This window comes from Vibrio casei, from assembly GCF_002218025.2.
Taxonomy (GTDB): Bacteria; Pseudomonadota; Gammaproteobacteria; order Enterobacterales; family Vibrionaceae; genus Vibrio; species Vibrio casei.
In genome coordinates this window covers 424,081-446,465 of the sequence record NZ_AP018680.1, presented here as the reverse complement: position 1 = coordinate 446,465, position 22,385 = coordinate 424,081, and the positions used below count along the sequence as shown (strand labels likewise).

Here is a 22,385-nt window from a genome sequence, read left to right as displayed (position 1 = left end):
TGCCGCTATTATTACTTTCACTTTAAAAAGTGAAATCAAACAAGCTCAAAGCTGTTCTTATTAATAGCCGTTTGGTCACTCAGTTCATTGATAATTCTTTTTGATTATCATCAACGAGTGCCCACACAGATTGATAGGTTTAAATTGTTAAAGAGCAGTTTCAAATCAAGATAGCATTTTAATTAAAATGCTATCTTGATTTTACTATTAAAAGTAAAATCAAATGCCAGTTATAGATAAAGGCATAAATTCAAAGCCTGGCGATGTCCTACTCTCACATGGGGAAACCCCACACTACCATCGGCGCTACTTCGTTTCACTTCTGAGTTCGGCATGGAATCAGGTGGGTCCAAAGCGCTATGGTCGCCAAGCAAATTCTTTCGTTAAACGCATAAGCGTTTAACTTAATTCGGAAAGCTGCTGTTATCTCTAACTCGTTCTCAACACGTCATTCAAGTATCTATTCGTATTTCTTACTCTATTCAGTCCAGCCAAAACCCTTTAGGTGTTGTATGGTTAAGCCTCACGGGCAATTAGTATTGGTTAGCTCAACGCCTCGCAGCGCTTACACACCCAACCTATCAACGTCGTAGTCTCCGACAACCCTTTAGGACGCTTAAAGCGCCAGGGAAGACTCATCTCAGGGCTCGCTTCGTGCTTAGATGCTTTCAGCACTTATCGATTCCGAACTTAGCTACCGGGCAATGCCATTGGCATGACAACCCGAACACCAGAGGTTCGTCCACTCCGGTCCTCTCGTACTAGGAGCAGCCCCCTTCAATCTTCCAACGCCCACGGCAGATAGGGACCGAACTGTCTCACGACGTTCTAAACCCAGCTCGCGTACCACTTTAAATGGCGAACAGCCATACCCTTGGGACCGACTTCAGCCCCAGGATGTGATGAGCCGACATCGAGGTGCCAAACACCGCCGTCGATATGAACTCTTGGGCGGTATCAGCCTGTTATCCCCGGAGTACCTTTTATCCGTTGAGCGATGGCCCTTCCATTCAGAACCACCGGATCACTATGACCTGCTTTCGCACCTGCTCGAATTGTCATTCTCGCAGTCAAGCGGGCTTATGCCATTGCACTAACCACACGATGTCCAACCGTGTTTAGCCCACCTTCGTGCTCCTCCGTTACTCTTTGGGAGGAGACCGCCCCAGTCAAACTACCCACCAGGCACTGTCCTCACCCCAGATAATGGGGCTAAGTTAGAACATCAACACTACAAGGGTGGTATTTCAAGGTTGACTCCACATCCACTGGCGTGAATGCTTCAAAGTCTCCCACCTATCCTACACATGTAGGGTCAATGTTCAGTGCCAAGCTGTAGTAAAGGTTCACGGGGTCTTTCCGTCTAGCCGCGGGTACACTGCATCTTCACAGCGATTTCAATTTCACTGAGTCTCGGGTGGAGACAGCGTGGCCATCATTACGCCATTCGTGCAGGTCGGAACTTACCCGACAAGGAATTTCGCTACCTTAGGACCGTTATAGTTACGGCCGCCGTTTACCGGGGCTTCGATCAAGAGCTTCTCCGAAGATAACCCCATCAATTAACCTTCCGGCACCGGGCAGGCGTCACACCGTATACGTCATCTTACGATTTTGCACAGTGCTGTGTTTTTAATAAACAGTTGCAGCCACCTGGTATCTGCGACTCCCGTCAGCTTAGAGAGCAAGTCTCATCACCAACAAGAGCGTACCTTCTCCCGAAGTTACGGTACCATTTTGCCTAGTTCCTTCACCCGAGTTCTCTCAAGCGCCTTGGTATTCTCTACCCGACCACCTGTGTCGGTTTGGGGTACGATTTCTTACAAACTGAAGCTTAGAGGCTTTTCCTGGAAGCATGGCATCAATGACTTCACTACCGTAGTAGCTCGACATCGTGTCTCAGCCTAACAATTTCCCGGATTTACCTAAGAAATTAGCCTACGCACTTGAACCTGGACAACCATCGCCAGGCCCACCTAGCCTTCTCCGTCCCCCCATCGCATTTATAAGAAGTACGGGAATATTAACCCGTTTCCCATCGACTACGCTTTTCAGCCTCGCCTTAGGGGTCGACTTACCCTGCCCCGATTAACGTTGGACAGGAACCCTTGGTCTTCCGGCGAGGGAGTTTTTCACTCCCTTTATCGTTACTCATGTCAGCATTCGCACTTCTGATACCTCCAGCAAACTTCTCAGTTCACCTTCAACGGCTTACAGAACGCTCCCCTACCCATCCTAGTAAACTAGGATGCCGCAGCTTCGGTGTATAGCTTAGCCCCGTTACATCTTCCGCGCAGGCCGACTCGACCAGTGAGCTATTACGCTTTCTTTAAATGATGGCTGCTTCTAAGCCAACATCCTGGCTGTCTGAGCCTTCCCACATCGTTTCCCACTTAGCTATACTTTGGGACCTTAGCTGGCGGTCTGGGTTGTTTCCCTCTCCACGACGGACGTTAGCACCCGCCGTGTGTCTCCCGGATAGTACTTACTGGTATTCGGAGTTTGCAAAGGGTTGGTAAGTCGGGATGACCCCCTAGCCTTAACAGTGCTCTACCCCCAGTAGTATTCGTCCGAGGCGCTACCTAAATAGCTTTCGGGGAGAACCAGCTATCTCCAGGTTTGATTGGCCTTTCACCCCTAGCCACAAGTCATCCGCTAATTTTTCAACATTAGTCGGTTCGGTCCTCCAATTGATGTTACTCAATCTTCAACCTGCCCATGGCTAGATCACCTGGTTTCGGGTCTATACCTAGCAACTCGACGCCCAGTTAAGACTCGGTTTCCCTACGGCTCCCCTATACGGTTAACCTTGCTACTAAATATAAGTCGCTGACCCATTATACAAAAGGTACGCAGTCACACCACGAAGGTGCTCCTACTGCTTGTACGTACACGGTTTCAGGTTCTATTTCACTCCCCTCACAGGGGTTCTTTTCGCCTTTCCCTCACGGTACTGGTTCACTATCGGTCAGTCAGGAGTATTTAGCCTTGGAGGATGGTCCCCCCATGTTCAGACAGGATATCACGTGTCCCGCCTTACTCGTTTTCACTTAGTATGCGTTGTCGGTTACGGGGCTATCACCCTGTATCGCGGCACTTTCCAGAGCCTTCACCTGACGCATATAAAGCTTAAGGGCTAATCCAATTTCGCTCGCCGCTACTTTCGGAATCTCGGTTGATTTCTCTTCCTCGGGGTACTTAGATGTTTCAGTTCCCCCGGTTCGCTTTATTAACCTATGTATTGAGTTAATAATACGTGCTTATGCACGTGGGTTTCCCCATTCGGAAATCGTAGACTCAAGTGGCTTTTACTGCCTAATCTACGCTTATCGCAAGTTAATACGTCCTTCATCGCCTCTGACTGCCTAGGCATCCACCGTGTACGCTTATTCACTTAACCATACAACCCAAAAGGGTCTTTATGTATGTTCAACTAAATAAGGTTTAGTTTTTGTTTATTTTGGAGGGTAATCCAAAATAAACGATTTGCCGGACTCAATAGAACAAACCATTACTGGTTTGTAGAATACAAGACACTTGAATGTGTGTTGTTACTCATCACTTGCAAGCAAGTAATGAGATTTGAGAACTTTTATTAAGATAAACAATAAATGTTTATCTAGTCAGCTTTCCAAATTGTTAAAGAGCAAGTTAAGCCTCTTTCGAGGTAACCATGTTTAAACATTCTTAGTAAAAACATTTAAAGATGGTGGAGCTATGCGGGATCGAACCGCAGACCTCCTGCGTGCAAGGCAGGCGCTCTCCCAGCTGAGCTATAGCCCCATCTTGTTTTTTAATGTTGACCAACTTTTCGAAAGAAAATTGGTGGGTCTGAGTGGACTTGAACCACCGACCTCCCGCTTATCAGGCGAGCGCTCTAACCAGCTGAGCTACAGACCCAACATTAAAACTCTTAACTTTTATAAACCTAATCAATCTGTGTGGGTACTCATCAATAATAAATCTTTCGTAAGGAGGTGATCCAGCCCCAGGTTCCCCTAGGGCTACCTTGTTACGACTTCACCCCAGTCATGAACCACAAAGTGGTAAGCGTCCTCCCGAAGGTTAAACTACCTACTTCTTTTGCAGCCCACTCCCATGGTGTGACGGGCGGTGTGTACAAGGCCCGGGAACGTATTCACCGTGGCATTCTGATCCACGATTACTAGCGATTCCGACTTCATGGAGTCGAGTTGCAGACTCCAATCCGGACTACGACGCACTTTTTGGGATTCGCTTACTTTCGCAAGTTCGCTGCCCTCTGTATGCGCCATTGTAGCACGTGTGTAGCCCTACTCGTAAGGGCCATGATGACTTGACGTCGTCCCCACCTTCCTCCGGTTTATCACCGGCAGTCTCCCTGGAGTTCCCGACATTACTCGCTGGCAAACAAGGATAAGGGTTGCGCTCGTTGCGGGACTTAACCCAACATTTCACAACACGAGCTGACGACAGCCATGCAGCACCTGTCTCAGAGTTCCCGAAGGCACACCTGTATCTCTACTGGTTTCTCTGGATGTCAAGAGTAGGTAAGGTTCTTCGCGTTGCATCGAATTAAACCACATGCTCCACCGCTTGTGCGGGCCCCCGTCAATTCATTTGAGTTTTAATCTTGCGACCGTACTCCCCAGGCGGTCTACTTAACGCGTTAGCTCCGAAAGCCACGGCTCAAGGCCACAACCTCCAAGTAGACATCGTTTACGGCGTGGACTACCAGGGTATCTAATCCTGTTTGCTCCCCACGCTTTCGCATCTGAGTGTCAGTATCTGTCCAGGGGGCCGCCTTCGCCACTGGTATTCCTTCAGATCTCTACGCATTTCACCGCTACACCTGAAATTCTACCCCCCTCTACAGTACTCTAGTTTGCCAGTTTCAAATGACCTTCCGAGGTTGAGCCCCGGGCTTTCACATCTGACTTAACAAACCACCTGCATGCGCTTTACGCCCAGTAATTCCGATTAACGCTCGCACCCTCCGTATTACCGCGGCTGCTGGCACGGAGTTAGCCGGTGCTTCTTCTGTTGCTAACGTCAAGCAACGCCGCTATTAACGACGAAACCTTCCTCACAACTGAAAGTACTTTACAACCCGAAGGCCTTCTTCATACACGCGGCATGGCTGCATCAGGCTTTCGCCCATTGTGCAATATTCCCCACTGCTGCCTCCCGTAGGAGTCTGGGCCGTGTCTCAGTCCCAGTGTGGCTGATCATCCTCTCAGACCAGCTAGGGATCGTCGCCTTGGTGAGCCATTACCTCACCAACTAGCTAATCCCACATAGGCGTATCCTAACGCGCGAGGCCCGAAGGTCCCCCGCTTTGCTTCTTTCCTTTAACAGAAAGGAGATTATGCGGTATTAACAGTCGTTTCCAACTGGTATCCCCCTCGTTAGGGCAACTTCCTATGCATTACTCACCCGTCCGCCGCTCGACGCCGAAGGTGCAAGCACCTTCTCGTTTCCGCTCGACTTGCATGTGTTAGGCCTGCCGCCAGCGTTCAATCTGAGCCATGATCAAACTCTTCAATTAAAGTTTTGTTGATGCTTTCGCATCGGCTCAATGATTACTGACTTCAAACTCATTTCTACCGAGGTAGAAAGTAACTTTAAAGTTTATTACCATTTCCCAGCAGGAAATGATAATGAATTGACTGTGCCAAGATTAAGCTCTTTATAAAAAGAGAAGTAATCTCGATTGGTCACTCAGTTCATTGATAAATCTTTTTGATTATCATCAACGAGTGCCCACACAGATTGATAGGTTTAAATTGTTAAAGAGCGTTGTTCTTTCGGCTTGTGCCTCAGTGAACAGGTCGGTCATTTTAGTCATTTAAGCTTCAGTGTCAAACACTTTTTGAAACTTATTTCCTAACCCTTTTTGAGAAGGTTTTGACCTCTGACTCGCAGCGCCGTTAGGCTGTGTGCTCCGTGTCAGTGAGGTCGCATTATAGAGATCATCATCACCTTAGCAAGCTCTTTTTTCAAAAAAGCACATAAATAAGTGTTAAGCGCTCAATTTACACTCAACCATTTATTTATACCACTTTACCCAACACAAAATCACAACTTATCCACAGAGTTATTATTTTTGTTACTTATAGAAATTAAAAAAGGTTACCTTTTCTGGTAACCTTCCTTTTTCATTTATCTAGATAACTAGAAAATTAAATACCTGAACCATCTTTTTCAGCTTCAGCATCGTCTTCATGAAGTCCACACTCTCTTTTCAATCCAAAAAAGCGAGTTTCTTCCTCTGTCATACCGGGTTCCCACTTTCGAGTCGTATGCGTATCACCTACTGATAGGTACCCCTCATCCCATAACGGATGATATGACAACCCATTCTGCTCTAAATATTGATGTATTTGCTTATTACTCCAATCGATAATTGGAAGGAATTTAAACACCCCATGTTGTACAGCAAGAATAGGTAGATGATTTCGTGTATTGGACTGCTCTCGACGTAAGCCAGAGAACCACGTTGATACATTCAGTTCTTTCAATGCTCTTCTCATTGGTTCAACTTTATTTATCTTATTGTATTTTTCAATCCCCTCAACGCCCTGTTCCCATAATTTTCCATACAGGGCTTCTTGCCAGTTAGGACTTTGTTCTGCCCGAAATACTTTTAAATTCAGATTTAATTGTTGGGTTAACTCATCTATAAACCGATATGTTTCTGGAAACAAATAACCGGTATCTGTCAATATGACAGGGACATCAGCTTTTGCTTCAGTTACCAAATGAAGCATCACTGCAGCTTGAATACCAAAACTTGACGATACAGCAAACTCACCATTCAAGTTTTCTAAAGCCCAAATGACTCTTTGCTTTGCATCTAGTTCTTCAAGGTAAACATTTATTTCTGCCAACTTTAAACTTTGTTCAACTTTGTTAAGAGTGAGTAATTCATTTAAAACTAGCTTTGATTCAATAGTGTTATGCATAGAAATCCCTCTTAGAAATAAAGACCTCTTCGATAATACCGACTCGAATAACAAAATCCCCAAATGCTTCTTTTTCTGTACGTTCTTTTGACCAACGCTCAATTAAACTATCTATTTCTTCTAGGATTTGTTTATCCGTAATGTTTTCTTTATACATTTTAGGTACACGGGTACCACTTCGATTACCGCCAAGGTGTAAATTATAACGCCCTGGTGCTTTACCTACTAATCCAACTTCAGCCAACATTGCTCGACCACAACCATTTGGGCAACCAGTAACACGTAAAATGATGCTTTCTTCTTTTGGTAGCTGATGTTTTTGTAAAATCCCTTCAACATTAGTAACAAAAGAAGGTAGAAAACGTTCAGCTTCAGCCATTGCTAATGGGCAAGTTGGAAAAGCCACACAAGCCATTGAGTTCTTACGTTGCTCACTGATAGAAACATCCATCAAGCCGTGTGCTACGGCAATACTTTCAATCACTGCTTTTTGGTCGGCGACGACGCCAGCAATAATTAAGTTTTGATTTGCAGTAATACGGAAATCACCTTTATGCACTTTAGCCAATTCTACCATTCCAGTTTTCAATGGCTTGTCTGGGTAATCTAAAATACGGCCATTTTCAATAAATAGTGATAAGTAGTGTTTACCATCGATACCTTCCGACCAACCAATACGATCACCACGTTCTGTAAACTCATAAGGACGACTGGCTTCAAATTGTCTACCTGCACGTTTTTCTACTTCTGCTTTAAATACATCAATACCAACTCGATCTAATGTATATTTGGTTTTCGCATTTTTACGATTAGATCGATTCCCCCAATCACGTTGAGTTGTTACCACCGCCTCCGCAAAAGCCAAAGTTTGATCTGCTGGGATAAAGCCAAAATCATCAGCACGACGAGGATAAGTCGATGTGTCACCATGCGTCATAGCGAGGCCACCACCCACCAGCACATTAAAGCCGATTAACTTACCTTTTTCTTCAATCGCCACAAAATTTAAATCATTGCCATGCACATCAACATCATTAAGTGGCGGAATAGCAATTGTCGTTTTAAATTTACGAGGCAAATAAGTCCGACCTAATATAGGTTCTTCTTCCTGAACCGTACTATCAATTTTTTCAGCATCTAACCAAACTTCAGCATAGCCTCGTGCATGTGGTAAAAAGTGCTCACTTATTTTCTTTGACCATTCATAAGCTTCTTGATGTACTTCTGATTGATATGGGTTAGCAGTACAAAGTACATTACGATTCATATCTGCTGCAGTACCAATAGTATCAATACCAATAGAATGTAAAGCCTTATGCACTTTCTTAATATTTGGTTTTAAAATACCGTGATATTGAAATGTTTGACGTGTGGTTAAACGGATACTGCCATATAAAGTATGTTCATCAGCCCATTTATCAACACCAAGCCATTGTGTTGGTGTGATCACGCCTGCGGGTAAACGTGCTCGTACCATCAAAGTATGTAATGGTTCTAGTTTTTGTTTAGCACGCTCAGCTCGAATATCACGATCATCTTGTAAATACATACCGTGAAAACGAATCAATGTGAAATTATCGCCAGTAACCGCCCCAGTAATTGGGTTTTGTAAGTCTTCTGCAATCGTGCCACGTAAGAAATTACTTTCTTCTTTTAAACGTTCACCATCAGAAAGTGGGCCTAATACTTCACCTAATACAACTTGTTCTTTCGTGCTCATTAGTACACATCCCTTTGATAACGTTTCGCCTTACGTAGGTCATTAATGAATTCTTCAGCTTGATCTCGACCTAATTTACCTTGCTCTTCTACTACAGTTATTAATGCGTTATGAACATCTTTCGCCATGCGATTTGCATCACCACACACATAAACATAAGCACCTTGCTGTAACCATTGCCATACTTCAGCTGCATTTTCTAAGATACGATCTTGAACATACACTTTTTGTGCTTGGTCACGGCTAAAGGCCACATCCAGTTTATTTAACACACCTGATTTCAGATATTTCTGCCATTCAACTTGATATAAGAAATCTTGAGTAAAGGTTCGGTCACCAAAGAACAACCAGTTCTTACCTTCTGCATCTCTGGCTTCACGCTCCTGAATAAAACTACGAAAAGGCGCAATTCCCGTACCAGGGCCAATCATGATGACTGCAGTACTCTCATCTTGTGGCAACTTGAAGTTATTATTGTGTTCAATGAACACTTTCAAGTTATCCCCCTCTTCTAGGCGATGAGTAAGATAATGTGATGCACCACCAAATCGGGCTTCATCACCTTGAGGATATTCAACCAGGCCAACTGTTAAATGAACTTCATCTTCAACGTCGGCTTGGCTAGAAGCAATAGAATATAAGCGAGGTGTCAAACGACGTAATAGGCTTACTAATTGTTCCGCCGTTAACGGTGTTTTTTTCTCTCTTAGAACATCAATAATCTGCGTATTGCCCGAGTATTCACGAAGCTTATCTTTGTCTTCCACTAGCTTTAGTAATTTCTTACTCTCGGATAACTCTACATACTTAGTCACAAACTGTGGGTTAGATGAAGTAATTTCGAATTTGCTCACTAAAGCACTATGAATGGATAAACTTTCACCATCCAGTTCAATACTTTCAATACCCGATAAGCCAACTTGATCTAAAATAGCCGAAACCAAATCAGAGCCGTTTTCATACCAAACACCTAATGCGTCACCAGGTTGATATGTAATACCGGAACCATCCAGATCGATTTCAATGTGACGAACATCTTTACCTGAATCTCGGCCTGTGATTTTTTGACTCGTCAATAATGTCGCGGTATACGGATTTTGTTTATTCCATTGGCTTTCTACGCGCGCGGCCTGCCCAACAGGAAGCTGTACCACTTCCGCATCCGTAGTGACTAAAGTCTCTTTCACTTTTTCTAATGCTTGTTTACGCCACTCTGTTGCTTGAGCTTCATAGTCCACATCACAATCAAGACGATCTAAAAATGCAGTTGCGCCCAACTTACCTAAATAAGTATCGAAATCTTTACCCGTTTGGCAAAAAAACTCATAACTAGAATCGCCAAGCGCAATAACTGAATATTGCAAATGGGGTAATTTAGGGGCTTTCTTCGACTGTAAGAATTCATGCAGTTCGAGCGCATTATCGGGCGCTTCACCTTCACCATTGGTAGAAGCGACAATAATGACATGTGTTTCTTTAGCTAAATTTTTGCCCTTATAATCACTGGCATCAAATAACTCAACCGCAATACCATTGGCATCTGCCTCATTTTTTAAAGCTTCCGCAACGCCTTTTGCATTTCCCGTTTGAGAGGCATAAATAATGCTCAATTTCCCAGCGGGTTGAGCCGCCACAGAAAGCTGAGATTGTGGCGCATTCGCCGCTGAGGGTTGGCCCGTTTGGCTTACTCCCCAAAAGTAACCACTAACCCACGCAAGTTGTTGTGGTGATAGCTCAGACATAGCCTGCTGTAATTGGCCCATTTGTTGGTCATTCAGCGGACTAGCCAGAGCGGAAAGATCCTTTAGTAACATGTCACGACATCCTATCTATCTAGGCCCAACTCTTTTTTAAATTCAAGTTTGGGTATTTTAGGTATAACACTATATTTGCTTCGTACTATTAGATTAACGATTCTGGTTAATAGCGAGAAAGAATAGATAAGTATGTTTTATAACTTTTTGGAAATAAGGATATAAAAAAGCAGATAGTTAAGGAACAAAACAGTAAGGACGATAAACCACCTTACTGTTAAGTAACAATAATTTATTTATTGGCAATACGAACTTGTTTAAAGCCTACATCTAAAGCCGATCGAGATGCATCATCAACATCTTGATAATGGCATTCTTTTCCATTTTCATCCGTCAACAATACCAAGCCACCTCGACTGTAGCGAAATTCCACAATCCAGTCTTCATCTTCAGCTGAAGATTCAATAATAGCTTCGATTAATTGCTTGGATTCATATAAACGACGTAATTCAATGACCGTCATTGTTCACCCTTCCATGTTACTTACACCATGAACTTTAAGCATGGCGCAAATTTATAATCCTGCTAAGAAAAGGGTCACATTTTGAATAAAAAAATACCGCCATCAATAGCGGTATTTAATGGTGCATTTTTTTCCGTTTAGAAATTGAGTTCTATTCCTGTAAAGAAACCTTCCTCGCGCACCTTTACTGGCTCTCCAGCAAAGTAATCAAATGAATAATCCATAACTCGATAACCGCCACGTAAAATAAAGTCAACCGAACTTAAATTAAAAACATAATCGAGGCCAGCCATAACATCTGCGGTAGAATTATCGCCTTGGTACTTTATTTCATCAACTTTATTTGTTGTCCACCAATAATCCGAACCAATTTTCATATTCCAAATCGTTTCAGCTTGCACACTTGCCGCCGTTAGCATCAATAAAGTTATGCTAAGCGAAATCCATGCTTTCATTGTTAACTCCAAATTCCATTTCAATCAGCCTTTCAAGCCATTAATAAGAACTTGGCTTGTTATAATGCTTATAAATATATAGACCAATTAACGCTATCACAATCCACGGCAATAATTTAATCACCGCACCAATCATACTCACCACGAAGACAAACAAGAGCGACACAACAATCGCGAGGAATAACGTAACCATAGTCACACCTGTAAACATCAAAAAGCCAAAAAACATTAAAACAAATAATAGCTCAACCATACTTCCTTCCTCAGGCCTAATCTCATCAAATTATTTATATTAACGCTTAGTGCAGTTATCAAGCCAACTAATCAAAAGTTTAAAATAAAAAATATATCAATAACTTACAAGGATTCGATGATGAATAAAAAAGGTGAATTTAACTAATTTTTAGTATAATTCACCAGTATTAAGTTAATTGGTCATAGAATCAAATATACGCTTTCGCTATACGTCCAACTCTGCAGGGATTTTAGCTAAAGCCGCTTCAACCACTTCAATTCCCGAGCCTGGTTTATGCGCATTTTCACTAATATAACGACGCCATTGACGCGCCCCCGGCATTGCTTGGAATAAACCTAGCATGTGACGAGTGATATGACCTAGGCTAGCGCCGGCAGCCATTTCTTGTTCAATGTAAGGCAACATCTCTTGTACTACCTGACGACGTTTCTTAATTGGCTTATCACTGCCAAATATTTTCTGATCGACTTCGGCTAACAAATAAGGATTTTGATACGCTTCACGCCCCACCATCACACCGTCAAGATGCTCTAAATGAGTTAATGAATCCTCAATGGTTTTCACTCCACCATTAATCGCAATGGTTAAATCAGGAAAATCTTGCTTAAGTTGATACGCACGAAGGTAGTCTAGCTCTGGAATCTCACGGTTCTCTTTGGGGCTTAATCCACTTAGCCAAGCTTTACGAGCATGGATAGTAAATTGATCAACGCCACCCTTTTCACTCACCATAGCAATAAAGCGCGTTAAAAATTCATAAGAATCTTGATCATCAATACCAATACGCGTTTTTACCGTAACCGGAATATCCACCACTTCACGCATCGCTGCCATGCAATCAGCCACCAGCTCAGGTTCCGCCATTAAGCACGCACCAAATTTACCATTTTGTACACGATCTGAAGGACAACCCACATTTAGGTTCACTTCATCATAACCACGCTCTTGGGCAAGCTTGGCACAATGAGCTAAATCAACAGGATTCGAACCACCAAGTTGCAAAGCCACCGGATGTTCTTGCTGGCTAAATTGCAGAAAGTCCCCTTTACCATGAATAATCGCACCAGTTGTGACCATTTCGGTGTATAACAACGTATGCTCAGATAATAAGCGATGGAAGTAACGGCAGTGGCGATCAGTCCAATCGAGCATGGGTGCAATGGAAAAACGCTGCATCACGAATTCATTGGGTTTCTTTGTAGAATCTAGCTTCATAAAGGTTTTGGCTTCTTAGTTACTTGCTACGAGTTGCTTTGATTTACTATGAATTGCGTTATATAGTACGCCTATGGTACACCTTATATTTTGAAGATCGGTACGCCTCATAGGTAAATAATATGGCTTCTTTTAGTATTCAAAAACGCACACTCGCAAGTGGTGAGCCACGCTTCAAAGCAACTATTACTGTAAAAAAATCTGGCAAGATTATACACCGTGTTGCGAAAACATTCAGAAAAAAAGAATTAGCCCGTACCTGGGGTAAGAAGCAAGTACAAGAAATAGAAGAAAACGGATTGTTCACGTCTAAAGCTGTTTCTATCGGTGATATGTTAGATCGGTTTATTGATGAGCGTGACTTGTGGGATAACACAGGGCGTACCAAACAATACGTAATAAAAATGCTACGCGATTGCGACATTGCTAAAGTTGAAACTGATAAATTGAAAGTTAGTGATCTTGTCGAACATTGCAAAAACCGCAAAGGTGCAGGAGCCAAGCCTGCCACTATCTATCATGATATCGCTTACTTACGTTCTGTAATGAAAAAGGCGAATCCTGTTTTTAATATAACAACCAATGTAAACATCTTTGACGATGCCGTTCCTGTCCTGATTGATATGAAGTTAATCGGTAAAAGTGATAAACGAACTCGTAGGCCAACAACGCTAGAACTGGATAAACTCAAAGAGAGATTACGCGAACGCGAAAACTTCCGAAGTAATGGCTCGGTGAGAATTCCATTTTGTGACATTTTAGAATTCAGTATTTTAACCTGTATGCGAATTGGTGAGGTGTGCAAGTTGCGTTGGGAGGACTTAAACGAAAATCACAAGACAGTGATTGTTAGAGATAGAAAAGACCCTCGTAAAAAAGAAGGCAACCACATGATAGTGCCATTACTTGCTGGCTCTTTTGATATTGTGATAAAGCAACCGAAACAAGGCGAATTTATCTTCCCTTATAATTCTCGCTCAGTAACAGCTGGATTCCAAAGGGTGCGAAATTCGTTAGGAATTGAAGATTTACGTTATCACGATTTACGCCGAGAAGGTGCAAGCCGGTTATTTGAAAAAGGCTACTCCATTGAAGAAGTAGCCCAAGTGACAGGTCATAGGAATTTGAATATTTTATGGCAGGTTTATACGCAACTGTTTCCACATAAATTGCATGAAAAAGCCGTGCAAAATAATTAGGCTGATCACTCACTTTATTCTCATTTGCTTGTCGACAGCAAAAATATTCATTACACTGTTATTGTTTGCATATATGTAAACATTTCACTTTTCTACTCTAGTTGGATAAAAATTATGAAAGCTTATCATACCTACAGCGCTATTGACGTAGCGTTTAGCTTGCTCGCCCATGCGAAAAAGCAAGGTAAACGCTTCACCAATTTACAACTACAAAAGTTAACTTATGTGAGCCACGGTTTATCGCTATCTCATTTTAAGCGACCGCTAATCATTGAAGATGTATACGCATGGCAGTATGGACCAGTCGTTCCATCTGTTTATTTTAGATTTAAATCTTTTGGTTCATCAGTTATCACTGACGAAAATGATGTATGCCTTGATGCGGAAAGCAATAGCATAATTCAGGATGTTGTAACTAAATTGGGCGATTATTCTGGTCCACAACTTGTTGAACTAACCCATAGAGACGGTAGCCCATGGAAGATCACTTGGGATAAAACACCACAACAAATTATTCCTGATGCTTTAATACAAGCACACTATGACAACATCCAAAAAACGAGACATACCACATGCCTATAGATGATAAAAAAAATCATCTCGAGGAAAACTTAAGTGTCATCAATTTTGAAGTTGATGGCACTTTTTCTTTAGATGAAGAATCAATTGTTGAAGTTGATCAGTCTTTAGAAGCCTTCATCCAAGAACAAGATCTAATTCCCGAAATTTTTGTTTTTACAGGTGGCGATGTCAAAAGAGCAAGCGACGCATATAGAAAAAACATTGGTAACCTAAAACAATCTCTTGAAATAATACAAGCCTTTCGTGAAGCACATGAAAAACCACTCAAAGTTATTTCATCGTTACTATCACAATGTTGCGAGCAACTAGAACTAAACACTAAACCTGTTAGCAGATTAAAGCGGACTGAAACCATAATAAACAAGCTCCAAAGACCCTCTTTAGATGGAAAAACCATAAATCAAACATGTGTTAAAAACATGATTGATATTGCTGGATGCCGGCTAATACTTCCAGACATGAACTCGTTAAATAACATTGCTCAGCATATCGAAAATAGAGTCAATAGTATTAATCGAATCGAAATAAACAAAATAAAAAACTATATAACAGATCCTAAAGATAATGATTGTCGATATCGAAGTCTTCATATTCATTTCAAATATAAAACTAAACAAGGAAAACCCTTTAAGGTTGAAGCTCAATTAAGAACAGAATATCAACATGCTTGGGCTACGACTGTTGAAATTATTGACCTTTTGGAACACACAAAAATAAAAACGCATTCACACAGCGACTTATATAAAGAAAACCAGCAGAAAAAATGGGAAACGTTGCTCATATTTATGAGTGATTATATTGCAGATAAAGAAGGAATAATTACATTAAGCGAAGAGGAAAGAAGTTCTATTTCCCTGAGATTAAGCCAGCTAAATGATGAGCTCCATGCGGCAAGCCATCTGGAATCATTTCAGATGATGACTAAAAAGCTAGAATCAATTATTACAGATAATAAAAAACAATATATTTTATTTCTCATTGAAGAAACAGAAAAAAAAGTACTCCTTGAGGAAATATATAACAAAGAAAAAGAAGCCATAGCACGTTATAATTTAATTGAAAAGGCATTTACAGGTATTGACTCCTTAAATGCCTTACTTGTTTCTTCTGAAAAAATGAGTTCAATAAACAAGGCATATCCTAACTATGCTGGTGATTGCTCTGAGTTTATCAAGCTTCTAAATGAAGCTATCAAATACAAAGATTTATCCTAGCTCCCCTATAAAAAAACCTCTGGGCCGTCACTTCCCTGATTGTGGGAGGAGTCGCCAGAGGTTGGATGTACCTCATCGAAAGTTAAAATATTAACTTCGGAAAACAGCAGTAGCCCGAAAGGCCACTTCTAAAATTCACTATAAACACAAAACTATTTTCTGTCTACTTAACGTAAACCCACTAAAGTGGGCCTATCAATCAAAAAATTCTCTTCATCACTACAGTCAAAACCTTGCCTTCAATGGCAAAATCTTCTAACTGGTGTTTCGTTAACGTAAACGGATCATATTCTGCTGTGTTGTCCGAAATAACATCATAGCTTTCGGCGAGAATGTTGTATTTCAAACGCTTGATGAAAACATGCTTACCAATGCGGATCACATACACACCATTTTTCACAGGGTGGTCAAGTTCGCGGATGTCCACTAACACTTCATCACCATCACTTAAGGTGTCTTCCATCGAATCACCGTCACATGTAATGATTCGTGCGGTTTTGGTACATACACCAAAGCGTGCCAATGTTTCTGTTGGCAAATAGGTGGTGCGTATTTGGTATTCCGTATCAATCACAGAGCCAAAACCACAGGCAGCGTAAACGTTATAAACCGGAATTGGAGTCACATCGAGCGTATCCAGTTCCTGGACTTTCTTTACGTTTGATTGAATTGGATGAACGTCTCCTTCCCCAACCTCACCAAATTTTTCACGCAATTGAGCGATCACATCTTTATTAAAATTCGAGATGTGGTACTCCAATGCACGACCATTACCCTTAGCTTTTCTAGTTTTCCAATCATGCCTTCTTGCTTGTTGTGCAATACCGCTAGGAGAGTTAGGAACGCCTCTGATATCAACTAATTCAGTGCTTAAAAACCATTCTTTCATATAAAACCTCAAAAAAAACTTGACGGAAGTGCTTTTAGTGCGTTTAATTAAAAACACTAAAAGCACACAGAGTTTCTTTGAGTTGCTCCGAGTGTCAATGAGTTGATTATACAAGATACGTTACATAACGAAAGCAGGTTGAATCTATGAATACAAAATATGCGCTACATGCACGCTTTGGTAATCCTGTTGTGCCTTTGCGTGATATCTGCGAAGAGTTTTTTGGCATTAGTCCTAAGACGGCAAACCAGAAAGCAGCAAGCCAAGAACTACCTATTGCTACCTTCCGATTAGACGATGGTCAACGCTGCCCAATCATGGTGGACATTAATGATCTTGGTGATTACATCGACAAACGACGTGAGCTTGCTTTAGCTGATTGGCGCATGGTTCATGGCTAATTGAAATTGGCTTTGACATCAGAGCCAATTTGAAACGCCTTTAGTGGTTTAGAGGTATTTCAAATTTTAAACACACATTCCAAGGGGTTGGACATGAACAGATTTACCAAAGCACTAGCCATTGATACAGCAATTGAATTAATCAGAGAACAACGCAAACAAACCGAGCGTAATAACGTGATGTTTGTTCAGCATGGCCTCGTTGATTTCGATTTATCAAATGAATCAAACTGCGATAAGAACTTCGACTCGCTACTTAATGCGCTTTGTGAAATCAAAGACGATGTTATGGGGGCGGTGTAATGACCCATAAACTGCATCACAAAAGCAAGCACAGTTATGAGGATATAAAAAAGGAAATTTTCTTTGCAGAAGTGCTGATTGAACAAAGCGGAACTGAATTCCCTGATTCAACTTTTGAAGAGGGCTATATAGCTGCGCTTCAATGGATTCTGAATGAATCTGGTTCAAACGTTCGTGAAGAGTTTTTAGATCTTTGCAAAGAAAAACCTGAAATCTTAAAAGACATAGAAGAATGAACTACTTCATTGTTCACTGCGATGAAACCGGAACCGCTATCCGTAACGATAGCGGTGAGGTGAAAAGCTCATTATTGGGTGAGTTTGAAAGTGCCAGTGATGCTATTTCCCAAGCCGAAATTCAATTCGATCTTATCCATATTCACCGAGGTGTGTTTGCTGCAACAAGTAAATGTTTATTGGTGCTGATGGATGCACAGGAGTTTAGTGAGTTATGAGCACTAAGAGCGACTTTAAATTTTTATATGGGGCTATTCGAAATGCACTCGTAAGCAAAAAGATTCTCGATTTTCATTACTTAGCCAAAACTAACAATCGCCAAATGTTTAGTGCTGTGAACTACGCAATAAACGAACCAACGAATAAAGCAGCACTGCATGAGCGTTTGTGGCGATATAAGGTCTTCCGCGAATTAGTTCCTAAAAAACGTAGGTATTAGCTATGGATACAAGTCAATTAAATGAAGCTCGGGCGGTCATTAGCCCCAATCAAGAACAGCAAGAAATCGGTCTCAAATGGTGTCATCAAATCAAGAAAAAAATGATGAGCATTAAGCATCAAAGAGAAGTCACCGAAAGAGAAAAACGTAAACAGAAGTGGAAAGAACGGTTAGCGGTTAAGGCCAATAACCTACCGAGTAAAGTGGTAAAACGAGACGAGCGATTCTATGAAAACTTACAGCAAAGCAACCACCAATCCACTCAAGAAAATACCGCAACATTTACGCACTGAGTTAGCCAACTACGTCGTTACCCATCAAGCCAGTGACAAAGCGCTTTGCTATGTCACTGACCACCACACTCCATATAATGAAAAGTCCCCTCGTGATCAGGTTTTTGAATTCGCTCGCCAGGCTAACGCAAAATTAAACCTTCCTTCTGATATTCGAAATTACATTGATAAAGCAGCTGCATCTCGCTTACGTAAATACGGTTTTAAGCGTGCTATCGATTTTATCGAGAAGCGCTGTAGTGCTGCCTACTCTGCCCTTTCGGTTTTACCCGAAGCATGGTGGAGTGTGAATACTGAATTTAAACGAGCACGACTTGCTAATGAACTCGCAGGCCGTGCCCGTTTACATTTAGATTTATCTATTAAAAAAGGATTAGATGGATTTGAAGCCTTAGCAGCCATTAATGAGTTTGTTGGGGTTGGATTATGGATGCCTCAATTTGCCCCGAACCTTACTGAAAATGAAGATACGGTATTAAGTATCATTGTCCGTGTTATTGATGAAAGCGTGTGGAAACGCACCATCGAGCGCAGTGTTGCGGCTGCATTTGAAAATGCCCGACGCGCTGCAGGTATGGTTTCGCCTCATGTGTCTCCTTATGCCTCCTACTCTGCTTGTGAATGGCTCAAGGTCAGGCAAGAACGCCAGCGTGAGTGGCTTGAATTAATGGCTATAGAGAATGAAACCGGTGATCTGGTTTCTATGACCGATGTTCATGCCTCTTCGGTTTCCAATCCGGCCAATAGACGAAATGAATTAATGACTCGTATTGCTGGTTGTCAAGAATACGCAGATTCAAATGAGCATGTGGCCGTATTTGTCACAATGACCGCACCAGGTAAATACCATAGATTAAAACAGCAAGGTAAATACTGGACTGAAAATGAAAACTGGAATGGCGCCAACCCACGTGAAGCACATGAATGGTTAAATGTTTCTTTCACTCGCTTTCGTAGCGCGGCAGATAGACGCGAACTTACCTACTACGGCATGCGCGTGGTTGAACCCCACACTGATGGAACGCCCCATTGGCACGCTGTGTTTTTTATGCCATTAGAACAAGTGGCACCATTCAATGAATTGATGCAGTTTTACCAATTCCAGCGCGATGCTGATGAGTTATATTTCCCTGATGGCGCACCAAAAACCAAAGCAATGAAAGGCCGCTTTAAATCAGAAATCATTGACCGCACCCGTGGTGATGCGGTCTCTTATATTGCTAAATACATTTCTAAAAACGTCGATGGTTACGGGCTTGAAGGGCTTACCGATTTAGATGCTAAGAAAGTCCAACTACAAGAAACCGTCAAGAACGTAACCGCCTGGTCTCGTTTGTTTTCTTTTAGACAATTCCAATTTCAAAAGACACCATCGGTCACGGTATGGCGTGAGCTTCGACGCATAGAAGAAAAGCAAGAATACTGCCTATTTGAAAAGGCGCGACGTGCGGCTGATATGGGCTTCTTTTCCGCTTTCTTTGATTACATGGGCGGTCACCGCTTGCGTCAATCCATGCGACCAATCAAAACCAAGAAAGAAGAAAAAGAAAACAAGTACGGCGAAACGGTTAAAGAAATCGTTGGTTTGGTAGGTTCTGGTCTGACTGTTTTCACCCATGAAATTAAATGGAAGCTAGTAAAAGCCGAAGCGACAAAGGAGGCTCTTCCTGCTCTTGATCTTGCTCTACCTTGGACTAGTGGCAATAACTGTACGCAAACACCGAAGCAAAGTAGAAGTGAAAAAATCATCAGTAATTTCTTTCTAAAAATGGAATTAGACGGCCCCACACCAGAGTGGGAAGAACTTATGAACTCAGGTTGAGGTCACTATGAACTATTTATCACAAGGTTTAGAAACCGAAGAACGCTTCCTGCTCTTACTGTCATTAACGAAAATTCGCAGCGATAGCCAAGTAAGCGCATTAAAAAACTACTTAGTAGATGGGTTAAATTTTTCACTATCCGCTTCACTCAATGAGATAACCGAGCCGAACTTTCAACGAGCGATAAACCGCCTTGAAGAAGTGGCCAGTACCATTGAAAAAATTAAAGAAATCGACTGGATAAAATCAGTTAAGTGAGAAGTAAACATACTCACAAACCAAAGAGGAATTCATTATGCTTGTTACTTGCCCTGTATGTTTAACGAAAACACGCATCGCAACCTCTCGTGCAATATCAAGCGAGACACGAGAGCTTTACTGCCAGTGCTTAAACTTAAATTGTGGTACCTCGTTTGTGTCGCTGATCTCTTTGGTTCGCATAATTAAGCCCACAGGAAAACAACCAGATATAGAGCTTCAGCCAGAGTTACGCAAGAACGGTAATCAAATGGATATTTTTGAGGAGAGAAGAGCATGAGTTTTATATATCACGGATTTTTCATCGAAGACATGCTGATTTGCATGGCTAAACATGAAAAAAACATAATCATAAATTTGGAATACATCGGCTTTGATTATGGTTGGAAGCTTACTGTTGCAAATGAAGAGCATGGAAGGTTTGAAGAATATGGCCATATTACAACCTTAGTTACAAAAGCATTTAAACCATACCTGCCCGAAGCAAAAATAAAGTTCAATCAACTAAAAAAAGTTTTGAGCGGTACGATTGTTAAAAGAATTAATGGTTACAAGTGCTGAGACAAGAAAAGACGGTGGTTAAACTTGATATGAGCACCTCGATAATCCTCCCCTTATGGAGAATTGAGGAGTATCATAATATGAGTATGTAAATAAAAAAGACAGTAATTAAAAACTCATTACGTGAAAGCATCTGAGCTCTGTTTAGGGCAGGGATGTTACTCTTGGAAAGTCATAATAATTAGACTTTATCATGACTAATACTCGTATTGCTGATTACCGGTCTATTTGCTTATATTTTAAATTCTCGCATTTAAACAACCCATTTGGGAATGGTACGTATGGCCCTATATAAAAAAGTTATATCGAATATATTAAACATAAGAAAAAATAAACTTAGTTCAATTGACACTATCCCTAATAACCCATGCGTGATTATTGACGCAACATTTAACATTGGGGATTATATGGCCATATCACCAATTATAGAGGCTGTTATGTTACAGTGGGAAAACCCAAAAATCACGATATTGTGCACATCAAAAAATGAAGATGCTGTAAAATTCGATGACCGCGTTGATTATATCTGCCTTCCTGACAAGAAAAAATGGCTTCAATATCCCGCAATACTAAAAGAAAAATTAAATAGGCCTATTGATTTACTTATTGAACCGGCTTCTCTAGATTTGCCTTATCGAAGCATAATTGGCTTTATTATAAAGCCTGATTTGACTATAGGACTTGAACCAGAAAAGTATAAGTGCATACAAAACCCCAAAGAAACGATAATTAAAAATAATATTAGTCAGCCACAAATCTACTCAAATATGATGAAAGCATACGGATTTAAAGAAACTCAGGGTGTTTTTAAAGTATATGAAGACAAAACAACACATCGAAAAATACAATCAAACCTAGATAATAAAAATATAACCGATTATATTGTTTTTAACCCTTTCGCTTCGATTGAAAAGCGCTCTTGGGATATTGGTAAAAGTAAAAACTTCTTAACTCATTACTTAAAAAAAGGCGGAGATTGTTTACTTCTATTACCAACATATATCGAGAATAAAGATAGTTGGGAAAGAGAATTAAAAGAGATTTGCAATGTTTTTCACGTTGAATCTATTCAAGAGTCTATTTATCTAATTAAAAATGCTAAAGGCGTGGTCTCGGTTGATACCTCTATTGTGCACATTGCCAGTGCGTACAACGTACCCACGGTAGGTATTTACCATGAAAAAAGTTTTAATCGTAAAGAATGGCACCCACAAAGTGATAAATCCATGATTACTTGTTTAGATTGGGATGTAGATAAAATTATTGATGCAACCACCATACTTAATTGAATAATGGGCGATCAATTGGTTATGTGAATCA

At 41.3% G+C, this 22,385-nt stretch carries 21 protein-coding genes, 2 tRNA genes and 3 rRNA genes; 13 read left to right on the top strand and 13 right to left on the bottom strand.

The genetic code is table 11. The features are described 5' to 3' along the window. Positions 1 to 255: 255 nt before the first annotated feature. The 12 genes from rrf to dusA form a co-directional block, all read right to left on the bottom strand. Positions 256 to 371: ribosomal RNA gene (rrf, locus tag VCASEI_RS02195) — 5S ribosomal RNA — on the bottom strand. Between the two features lie 141 nt (positions 372 to 512). Further along, positions 513 to 3,400 (bottom strand): 23S ribosomal RNA (locus VCASEI_RS02190). Between the two features lie 307 nt (positions 3,401 to 3,707). Then, positions 3,708 to 3,783: transfer RNA gene (locus VCASEI_RS02185), tRNA-Ala, on the bottom strand. 40 nt (positions 3,784 to 3,823) lie between these two features. Then, positions 3,824 to 3,900: transfer RNA gene (locus VCASEI_RS02180), tRNA-Ile, on the bottom strand. Positions 3,901 to 3,970: 70 nt separating this feature from the next. Next, positions 3,971 to 5,527: ribosomal RNA gene (locus VCASEI_RS02175) — 16S ribosomal RNA — on the bottom strand. Together the 16S, 23S and 5S rRNA genes with 2 tRNA genes alongside form the textbook arrangement of a ribosomal RNA operon. Before the next feature lie 634 nt (positions 5,528 to 6,161). Continuing rightward, a complete protein-coding gene (locus tag VCASEI_RS02170) occupies positions 6,162 to 6,944 on the bottom strand; it encodes a phosphoadenylyl-sulfate reductase (RefSeq protein ID WP_086962894.1) in 783 nt (260 codons plus the stop codon). Then, a complete protein-coding gene (gene cysI, locus VCASEI_RS02165) occupies positions 6,937 to 8,664 on the bottom strand; it encodes an assimilatory sulfite reductase (NADPH) hemoprotein subunit (RefSeq protein ID WP_086962896.1) in 1,728 nt (575 codons plus the stop codon). The genes VCASEI_RS02170 and cysI overlap by 8 nt, the downstream gene beginning before the upstream one ends. Further along, on the bottom strand, positions 8,664 to 10,478 hold the full coding sequence (locus tag VCASEI_RS02160; protein WP_089110280.1) for an assimilatory sulfite reductase (NADPH) flavoprotein subunit: 1,815 nt from the start codon (positions 10,476 to 10,478) through the stop codon (positions 8,664 to 8,666). Before VCASEI_RS02160 ends, cysI begins: the two co-directional genes overlap by 1 nt. A gap of 232 nt (positions 10,479 to 10,710) precedes the next feature. After that, entirely contained in the window at positions 10,711 to 10,941 is a 231-nt protein-coding gene (locus tag VCASEI_RS02155; protein ID WP_086962899.1) for a hypothetical protein, read from the bottom strand. Positions 10,942 to 11,078: 137 nt separating this feature from the next. Next, complete coding sequence (locus VCASEI_RS02150; protein ID WP_086962900.1) at positions 11,079 to 11,396, bottom strand: porin family protein; 318 nt, start codon at positions 11,394 to 11,396, stop codon at positions 11,079 to 11,081. A gap of 40 nt (positions 11,397 to 11,436) precedes the next feature. Then, positions 11,437 to 11,649 (bottom strand): envelope stress response protein PspG, encoded by a 213-nt coding sequence (locus tag VCASEI_RS02145; RefSeq protein WP_086962902.1) that lies wholly within the window; start codon positions 11,647 to 11,649, stop codon positions 11,437 to 11,439. 207 nt (positions 11,650 to 11,856) lie between these two features. Further along, a complete protein-coding gene (gene dusA, locus VCASEI_RS02140; RefSeq protein ID WP_089110281.1) occupies positions 11,857 to 12,867 on the bottom strand; it encodes a tRNA dihydrouridine(20/20a) synthase DusA in 1,011 nt (336 codons plus the stop codon). A 122-nt stretch (positions 12,868 to 12,989) separates the two neighbouring features. Here dusA and VCASEI_RS02135 point away from each other — a divergent pair, with 122 nt between their 5' ends. From VCASEI_RS02135 to VCASEI_RS02125, 3 genes are all read left to right on the top strand, one after another. Further along, positions 12,990 to 14,066, top strand: a complete 1,077-nt coding sequence (locus VCASEI_RS02135; protein ID WP_089110282.1) for a tyrosine-type recombinase/integrase — start codon at positions 12,990 to 12,992, stop codon at positions 14,064 to 14,066. A 114-nt stretch (positions 14,067 to 14,180) separates the two neighbouring features. Continuing rightward, entirely contained in the window at positions 14,181 to 14,648 is a 468-nt protein-coding gene (locus VCASEI_RS02130) for a Panacea domain-containing protein (RefSeq protein ID WP_089110283.1), read from the top strand. Beyond that, positions 14,639 to 15,862, top strand: coding sequence for a RelA/SpoT domain-containing protein (locus tag VCASEI_RS02125; protein WP_089110284.1), 1,224 nt, complete (start codon positions 14,639 to 14,641; stop codon positions 15,860 to 15,862). Before VCASEI_RS02130 ends, VCASEI_RS02125 begins: the two co-directional genes overlap by 10 nt. Positions 15,863 to 16,061: 199 nt before the next feature. Here the strand turns inward: VCASEI_RS02125 and VCASEI_RS02120 are convergent, their stop codons facing one another. Next, on the bottom strand, positions 16,062 to 16,751 hold the full coding sequence (locus VCASEI_RS02120; RefSeq protein WP_089110285.1) for a helix-turn-helix domain-containing protein: 690 nt from the start codon (positions 16,749 to 16,751) through the stop codon (positions 16,062 to 16,064). A 146-nt stretch (positions 16,752 to 16,897) separates the two neighbouring features. On the opposite strand from VCASEI_RS02120, the gene VCASEI_RS02115 reads away from it, so the two are divergent. From VCASEI_RS02115 to VCASEI_RS02065, 10 genes are all read left to right on the top strand, one after another. Further along, positions 16,898 to 17,152: a pyocin activator PrtN family protein gene (locus VCASEI_RS02115; protein WP_089110286.1), complete on the top strand. Its 255-nt coding sequence runs from the start codon at positions 16,898 to 16,900 to the stop codon at positions 17,150 to 17,152. Positions 17,153 to 17,245: 93 nt separating this feature from the next. Beyond that, complete coding sequence (locus VCASEI_RS02110; protein WP_089110287.1) at positions 17,246 to 17,455, top strand: hypothetical protein; 210 nt, start codon at positions 17,246 to 17,248, stop codon at positions 17,453 to 17,455. Further along, positions 17,455 to 17,691 carry a hypothetical protein gene (locus VCASEI_RS02105; RefSeq protein ID WP_089110288.1) on the top strand — a complete coding sequence of 79 codons (237 nt, stop codon included), beginning with the start codon at positions 17,455 to 17,457 and terminating at the stop codon, positions 17,689 to 17,691. Before VCASEI_RS02110 ends, VCASEI_RS02105 begins: the two co-directional genes overlap by 1 nt. After that, positions 17,688 to 17,909 (top strand): hypothetical protein, encoded by a 222-nt coding sequence (locus VCASEI_RS02100; protein WP_089110289.1) that lies wholly within the window; start codon positions 17,688 to 17,690, stop codon positions 17,907 to 17,909. The genes VCASEI_RS02105 and VCASEI_RS02100 overlap by 4 nt, the downstream gene beginning before the upstream one ends. 223 nt (positions 17,910 to 18,132) lie before the next feature. Further along, positions 18,133 to 18,423: a hypothetical protein gene (locus VCASEI_RS02090; protein WP_089110291.1), complete on the top strand. Its 291-nt coding sequence runs from the start codon at positions 18,133 to 18,135 to the stop codon at positions 18,421 to 18,423. Beyond that, positions 18,359 to 20,245, top strand: coding sequence for a replication endonuclease (locus tag VCASEI_RS02085; protein WP_089110292.1), 1,887 nt, complete (start codon positions 18,359 to 18,361; stop codon positions 20,243 to 20,245). The genes VCASEI_RS02090 and VCASEI_RS02085 overlap by 65 nt, the downstream gene beginning before the upstream one ends. A 7-nt stretch (positions 20,246 to 20,252) precedes the next feature. After that, a complete protein-coding gene (locus VCASEI_RS02080; RefSeq protein WP_089110293.1) occupies positions 20,253 to 20,504 on the top strand; it encodes a PapB/FocB family fimbrial expression transcriptional regulator in 252 nt (83 codons plus the stop codon). A 37-nt stretch (positions 20,505 to 20,541) separates the two neighbouring features. Further along, a complete protein-coding gene (locus VCASEI_RS02075; RefSeq protein WP_089110294.1) occupies positions 20,542 to 20,784 on the top strand; it encodes an ogr/Delta-like zinc finger family protein in 243 nt (80 codons plus the stop codon). Then, positions 20,781 to 21,065 (top strand): hypothetical protein, encoded by a 285-nt coding sequence (locus VCASEI_RS02070; RefSeq protein WP_089110295.1) that lies wholly within the window; start codon positions 20,781 to 20,783, stop codon positions 21,063 to 21,065. The genes VCASEI_RS02075 and VCASEI_RS02070 overlap by 4 nt, the downstream gene beginning before the upstream one ends. 281 nt (positions 21,066 to 21,346) lie before the next feature. After that, entirely contained in the window at positions 21,347 to 22,354 is a 1,008-nt protein-coding gene (locus tag VCASEI_RS02065; RefSeq protein WP_162621006.1) for a glycosyltransferase family 9 protein, read from the top strand. Positions 22,355 to 22,385 lie beyond the last annotated feature (31 nt).

Excerpts from the sequence above, each read along its gene's own strand:
- VCASEI_RS02170 (WP_086962894.1), bottom strand. The coding sequence starts at position 6,944 with ATGCATAACACTATTGAATCAAAGCTAGTTTTAAATGAATTACTCACT.
- cysI (WP_086962896.1), bottom strand. The coding sequence starts at position 8,664 with ATGAGCACGAAAGAACAAGTTGTATTAGGTGAAGTATTAGGCCCACTT.
- VCASEI_RS02160 (WP_089110280.1), bottom strand. The coding sequence starts at position 10,478 with ATGTTACTAAAGGATCTTTCCGCTCTGGCTAGTCCGCTGAATGACCAA.
- VCASEI_RS02155 (WP_086962899.1), bottom strand. The coding sequence starts at position 10,941 with ATGACGGTCATTGAATTACGTCGTTTATATGAATCCAAGCAATTAATC.
- VCASEI_RS02150 (WP_086962900.1), bottom strand. The coding sequence starts at position 11,396 with ATGAAAGCATGGATTTCGCTTAGCATAACTTTATTGATGCTAACGGCG.
- VCASEI_RS02145 (WP_086962902.1), bottom strand. The coding sequence starts at position 11,649 with ATGGTTGAGCTATTATTTGTTTTAATGTTTTTTGGCTTTTTGATGTTT.
- dusA (WP_089110281.1), bottom strand. The coding sequence starts at position 12,867 with ATGAAGCTAGATTCTACAAAGAAACCCAATGAATTCGTGATGCAGCGT.
- VCASEI_RS02135 (WP_089110282.1), top strand. The coding sequence starts at position 12,990 with ATGGCTTCTTTTAGTATTCAAAAACGCACACTCGCAAGTGGTGAGCCA.
- VCASEI_RS02130 (WP_089110283.1), top strand. The coding sequence starts at position 14,181 with ATGAAAGCTTATCATACCTACAGCGCTATTGACGTAGCGTTTAGCTTG.
- VCASEI_RS02125 (WP_089110284.1), top strand. The coding sequence starts at position 14,639 with ATGCCTATAGATGATAAAAAAAATCATCTCGAGGAAAACTTAAGTGTC.
- VCASEI_RS02120 (WP_089110285.1), bottom strand. The coding sequence starts at position 16,751 with ATGAAAGAATGGTTTTTAAGCACTGAATTAGTTGATATCAGAGGCGTT.
- VCASEI_RS02115 (WP_089110286.1), top strand. The coding sequence starts at position 16,898 with ATGAATACAAAATATGCGCTACATGCACGCTTTGGTAATCCTGTTGTG.
- VCASEI_RS02110 (WP_089110287.1), top strand. The coding sequence starts at position 17,246 with ATGAACAGATTTACCAAAGCACTAGCCATTGATACAGCAATTGAATTA.
- VCASEI_RS02105 (WP_089110288.1), top strand. The coding sequence starts at position 17,455 with ATGACCCATAAACTGCATCACAAAAGCAAGCACAGTTATGAGGATATA.
- VCASEI_RS02100 (WP_089110289.1), top strand. The coding sequence starts at position 17,688 with ATGAACTACTTCATTGTTCACTGCGATGAAACCGGAACCGCTATCCGT.
- VCASEI_RS02090 (WP_089110291.1), top strand. The coding sequence starts at position 18,133 with ATGGATACAAGTCAATTAAATGAAGCTCGGGCGGTCATTAGCCCCAAT.
- VCASEI_RS02085 (WP_089110292.1), top strand. The coding sequence starts at position 18,359 with ATGAAAACTTACAGCAAAGCAACCACCAATCCACTCAAGAAAATACCG.
- VCASEI_RS02080 (WP_089110293.1), top strand. The coding sequence starts at position 20,253 with ATGAACTATTTATCACAAGGTTTAGAAACCGAAGAACGCTTCCTGCTC.
- VCASEI_RS02075 (WP_089110294.1), top strand. The coding sequence starts at position 20,542 with ATGCTTGTTACTTGCCCTGTATGTTTAACGAAAACACGCATCGCAACC.
- VCASEI_RS02070 (WP_089110295.1), top strand. The coding sequence starts at position 20,781 with ATGAGTTTTATATATCACGGATTTTTCATCGAAGACATGCTGATTTGC.
- VCASEI_RS02065 (WP_162621006.1), top strand. The coding sequence starts at position 21,347 with ATGGCCCTATATAAAAAAGTTATATCGAATATATTAAACATAAGAAAA.